Origin of the sequence: Paenibacillus thermoaerophilus (genome assembly GCF_005938195.1) — a bacterium.
Classification (GTDB): domain Bacteria; phylum Bacillota; class Bacilli; order Paenibacillales; family Reconciliibacillaceae; genus Paenibacillus_W; species Paenibacillus_W thermoaerophilus.
In genome coordinates, this window is sequence record NZ_VCQZ01000057.1 from 1 (window position 1) to 1,302 (window position 1,302).

The 1,302-nt window shown below is 52.6% G+C and carries 1 pseudogene; it reads left to right on the plus strand.

Features of this window, described 5'->3' with window-relative positions:
* Positions 1 to 71 precede the first annotated feature (71 nt).
* A pseudogene (locus FE781_RS17600) lies at positions 72 to 1,261 on the plus strand (IS3 family transposase).
* Positions 1,262 to 1,302: the final 41 nt, after the last annotated feature.

Below are 1,302 nucleotides of genomic sequence, written 5' to 3' on the forward strand. Positions count from 1 at the left end.
TGCAGCTAGAATAAAAAGTGGACACCAGCTTAGGAGAAGCTTGATAATAAGCTTATCTAGGAGGTGTTCACATGGGTGAACAACGGCAGCATTACAACGAAGAGTTTAAACAACGCACGGTGAAGTACATTCAAGAGCAGACGAAGACGGTGGGGGAGATCAGCCTCGAACTGAACATACCGGCAGGCACCCTGCACAAATGGCTTGCCAAGTATCGGCAGTTCGAGAACGAGCCTTTGGCTGGCGCACAGCGGGTGCGCGAATTAGAGACGCTTCTCCGAGAGCAGGAGCGTGAGCTGAAAGCCAAAGATCGCCGACTTGCCGATCTGGAGGAGGAACTGGCAATCGTAAAAAAAGCAGTGCACATCTTCAGCAAACCAAGGAACTGAAGTTCTCGTTCATCGAGAACCATCGCTCCGAGTTCCGTGTGGAGAAGATGTGCAAAGCGCTAGGCGTGTCCCGGAGCGGTTTTTACAAATGGTTACAAGCAGAGCCCAGTCAACAGGCGCTTCAAAAGGCGAAGGTCATGGAACGCATCTCGTACCACTTCTCCGATTCCGTAGGGCGGTATGGCAGCCCCAAAATCACGTATCTGCTGCACGTGGAAGGCTTTCGTACCACCGAGCGCACGGTCAGCAACTATATGCAGGAGATGGGCCTGCGTTCCTGTGTGGCACGTAAGTTCAGAGTTCAAACGACCGACTCCAACCACGAGAATCCCGTTGCTCCGAATATCTTGAACCAGCAGTTCACCGTCCACCAGCCCAATCAAGTGTGGGTGGCCGACATCACGTATATTGCATGCCGCGAGGGGCGGCTGTATTTGGCAAGTTTGCTGGATCTCTGCACCCGTGAAATCGTAGGCTACCGTCTAGGCGACCGAATGACCACCGACTTGGTGCTAGGGGCCTTGGAGGACGCCTATGCGAAGAAGAAGCCTCCGGAAGGGCTGTTGCACCACTCCGATCGGGGCTCGCAGTATGCGTCTGAAGACTACCGCAAGAAGCTCGAATCGTACCACATGCGAGCCAGCATGAGCCGTCGAGGGAACTGTTACGACAACGCCTGCATCGAATCGTTCCACAGCCTGCTCAAAAAGGAACTGATCTATTGCAAGAGATTCCGGACGAAGGAGCAAGCCCGCCAAGAGATCTTCGAGTACATCGAGCTGTTTTATAACCGCAAGCGGATCCACAGTGCATTGGGCTATTTATCGCCGGCTCAATTTAGTGAGCAATTTTCCAACCATAAGGCATCCTAAATTCTCTTAACATAGTGTCCACTTTCTTGACAGAGGTCCAA